This is a genomic window from Pedobacter sp. (genome assembly GCF_035317785.1).
Taxonomy (GTDB): Bacteria; Bacteroidota; Bacteroidia; order Sphingobacteriales; family Sphingobacteriaceae; genus Pedobacter.
On sequence record NZ_DATHGC010000053.1, the window covers coordinates 1 to 3,699 of the forward strand.

Annotated in this window: 4 protein-coding genes; 1 reads left to right on the top strand and 3 read right to left on the bottom strand. The window is 44.6% G+C overall.

Annotation, left to right across the window (positions count from 1 at the left end):
• From VK541_RS03545 to VK541_RS03555, 3 genes are all read right to left on the bottom strand, one after another.
• On the bottom strand, positions 1-342 hold a 342-nt coding region (locus VK541_RS03545; RefSeq protein WP_324366987.1), incomplete at its 3' end, for a hypothetical protein.
• A 1-nt stretch (position 343) separates the two neighbouring features.
• Positions 344-1,819: a PP2C family protein-serine/threonine phosphatase gene (locus VK541_RS03550; RefSeq protein ID WP_324366990.1), complete on the bottom strand. Its 1,476-nt coding sequence runs from the start codon at positions 1,817-1,819 to the stop codon at positions 344-346.
• A 94-nt stretch (positions 1,820-1,913) separates the two neighbouring features.
• A complete protein-coding gene (locus tag VK541_RS03555; protein ID WP_324366992.1) occupies positions 1,914-2,873 on the bottom strand; it encodes a hypothetical protein in 960 nt (319 codons plus the stop codon).
• Between the two features lie 363 nt (positions 2,874-3,236).
• On the opposite strand from VK541_RS03555, the gene VK541_RS03560 reads away from it, so the two are divergent.
• Positions 3,237-3,699 (top strand): PAS domain-containing protein (locus tag VK541_RS03560; protein WP_324366994.1); only part of this gene is annotated, 463 nt, incomplete at its 3' end.

Below are 3,699 nucleotides of genomic sequence, written 5' to 3' on the forward strand. Positions count from 1 at the left end.
CCGCTTCTTAAAATTGCGTCCGACATGCACAAAAGCACTGTCCGCATTGACAAAGAACCTGCGTTTATTCAGCTCGCCAACATTATCGATCGGCTCCTTAAACAACTTCGCACCACCGGTCACCACAGATTCAATTAAAGCAATGTCTTTTTTGTCCTCAAAATAATAACCCTTTTCGAGCAATCCCCCGATGAGTCTGCCCGGCTGTTTTTCATTCAGGTTGATCATCGTCCCATTGTCCAGTCTGGATGCCACATCCATAAACCCGTTTTGCAAATTGAAAAACAGGGTAAAGAACAGTGCACCTAAAACAACAGAAATGATCACCAGGAGAAAACGCATATCAGTTATTTACAGGTAGAGGTAATGAATCAGTTTTAAAAGTGCTTCTTGGAATTTTGCCATTGATGTATTTCCCTGCCGGGAAATTATAAATGATCTGTATGGCATTCGGGCTATTGATGAATTTTACATTTTTAAATACCAAAGCATTGTTTTGCGAAGAAATGACGGTATTGAAATCTTCAAACGTAAAATTTTCCAGCAGCACATGTTTGCTTGCCGGTTTTATAGCAATCGGTATTTCGCTAAAACTGGTATCCCGTTTGATCACCATGCCATTTTGAGCGATGAGATAAAGCGTATCCCTGTTGATCTGCAAAGGCTCGGTGATCAGGATCGGAGATTTGAACAGCGAATCAGTCAGGATCAGCATATTGCCTTTCAGCTTGTTCAGCGTGTCCTGCAGCTTCTTTTCCTGCACATTGCGCGGTGGCTTTATGGCATTCAGTTTCAACTGATCAGTACTGGCTTTTTCATTGACATGGTTTTGCCAGAGCAGCCAGGCATTTACAGCAAGCAGCGACAGACACAACACGATAAGAAAACCAACCAGACCCTTATTGGTCCTGACCGGAACGACGTGTTGATCTGGCACAGGATCAGGATTTTTTACCGGAGATTTAACCGAAGCAGAAGCGGGCTGCCGGTCATGCGCGCTGTGCGGTACAACTACAGGCTCAACTGCCTTTTTTGCCGCAGGCTTCGGCGCTTCATGCGCCTGTGCCTGCTTATCATTTTTGACCAGTACAACTGTAATGTTATCCAGTCCGCCGTTTTTGTTGGCAGCAGCAATCAGCTGCTCCCCCTTTTCCTGCAAGGACGCAGACCTGCTGGTCAGTATCGCAGTGATCTCCTGTTTATTGACCATGTCCGACAGCCCGTCACTGCAGATCAGCAACGTATCACCGGGCAGAAACGGAGATTGCCCCAGTTCAATATAATCATCCTGTCCGGCAATGTTGATCCCAAAGCCCAAAGCCTTATTGATCTCATTGCGTTTGGGGTGACGCATGGCCTGTTCCTCAGTCAGCCGGCCCGTATCCTCCATAAAACCCACAAAACTCTGGTCCTTCGTGATCTTGATGAGTGTCCCGTCGCGCAGCAGGTACAACCGGGTGTCGCCGACATGGGCATAGTGAAACAGGTTCCTGCTCAGGTCCGCAACTGCCAGTGTCAGCACACAGGCCATTTTTTCATGGTCCTTTACCTTCAGTTTTTCGGCCATGATCTGTGTATCCGCATCAATTATGGCGTCTTTCATCAATGCCGGTACATCCGCATTTGGCAGGTTCAGGTGCTGCAATATAGATCTCCTGGCTATTGCCGAAGCAATTTCCCCGCCTGAATATCCGCCCACGCCATCGATTACGCTGGCGATGATCAGGTCATTGCCGGATGTTTTTTCCGCAATGAATGTATCCTCATTATTGTCCCGTACCTTTCCTGTATCTGTAATTCCAAAATAATTTCTATCCATTCTTCTTCGGAGAATTTTTAATGTCCCTAAAATGGGCAATGAGCAGCAGCATGCAAATAATAAATAACGCTATAGATAACACTTGCGACATAACTCAGGATTTAAATATATTCATACCAATAATTCCGTTGAGGATGATCCTCGAATTGACCGGCAGTTCAGACCACTTCGGCCCGCTGATGTCGCTTCTCTCCAGGAGCACTTCGTTCAGAATCGTCTTCTCACCAAAAGAAGCCAAAAAGAACTTGTCTGCTGCCTTGTCATATTTGATCTTCAGGTGCGGGGTATTCACCCATTCCGAAGGAATTTTAAACATGTGCTGTCCCTCGCGGGTTTCCTCCTCACCCGAAACCGTAACCTCCTCATTTTTCATCCAGTATTCCAGTTTTTTGCCCGCATAAGCCTTGTCTGGAATGGTAGTTTCAAACCTGGCCAGTACCGCATTCGAGGCCTCAGGAGTGACCGCTCTTGCAGTTTCATGTTTGATATTGCTGTCCGAATACGGGATCTCATAATAACCATCACTGTAATAAGTAAAGTCCTTCAGGATGTCATTATTGATGTCAAACGTCTGCGCAAGACCCGTTTGCCGGGGAATAAAAGTAACCCTCAGATTTTCCTCCTGCTGATTGCTGTCAGGCATCAGTTTGCCGATAAATCCTATATCGCCGGCCCTGTAATCAGGATGGGAGACAAACCTGAATACCCATTTGTTGCTGGCCGGCTCTACTCTTTTGCCATCTTTTACCTCCTTGTTCAGGATATCATAAAAGTTTTTTACCGATTCATGGGATATCAGGCCTAATATCCCTTTTTTATGGTCCATAAATTCCCGGTAGTCATCCGTATTGAGGCAAATGATGAACTCATGGTAAAATACAATGCGTTCCGCAAAAGACAATTCGGTCATCGACTTTTTAAATCCTTCGATGATGTATTTGTAAACAATGTCAGGGGTCAGCGCTTTTGCTTTTCCGGATACAGGGCCGCCGTCATTGGTTAAAAACCAGTCCTGAATACCTATGCGCTGCCAAAAAGAGGGTTTAGTCGTCATTTATAAGCTTGATGTTTTCGAGTGTTCTCAGATTAAACTGCTTGATTTTATACAAAAATCCCGCCGTTTTAAAGATAACGAAAAACTCTTTTATTTATTGATTGTTATGCATTTGAGGTCTCAAATCAAATTTGGTCAGTACAGTTAAGGGCGTATTGATCTTGAATTGATTTTTTTGTAGCAGGCGGCCGCTAACAGCTGCCTGCTTTTTATAGCTCAATTCAATCCTTAAAACATTTCACCTGAGAGAATTCGAGATCAAAGAACAATTTTTTATAGAAATTGTTCATAACAGGTGGAACACGGATAAACTGAAATCCAAAGCGCATACCGCTGTGATCATTGTTTTCAAGGAACAGGAAGGTGAATAAAAAAAAGACCGACAGTAAAGAAAAAACAATCTCGCTCCTAAGGGCGCGCATTGAAAGACCGGAATCAGCCGGTGTTCCTTTTGATGAAAACATTACAGACCATGAACTCAGTGTGCTGCTCAGCGAGCTGCAGGTATTTCAGCTGGAGCTGGAAATGCGGAACGATGAACTGTCCGCCTCGCATGGCTTACTGGAAAACGAAAAGTCCAGATTTGCCGGCTTTTTTAACCTCGCCCCGGTAGGTTATTTTATACTGGACCATTTAGGTATGGTCGAGGAGGCCAATCAGGCGGGTATCGATCTGCTCCATATTTCCAGGCAAAATATTCTCAATCAAAGGTTTCAAAGCTTTATTGATCCCGAGGCCTGGGAACAGTTTTACCATTTTCTCCACAAAATGCAAACCGCTGAAGACAAGCAAAGCTGTGAGATCAGGCTTTTATTTAACAATGACG

Coding starts and splice junctions, on each gene's coding strand:
- VK541_RS03550 (WP_324366990.1), bottom strand. CDS start 1,819: ATGGATAGAAATTATTTTGGAATTACAGATACAGGAAAGGTACGGGAC.
- VK541_RS03555 (WP_324366992.1), bottom strand. CDS start 2,873: ATGACGACTAAACCCTCTTTTTGGCAGCGCATAGGTATTCAGGACTGG.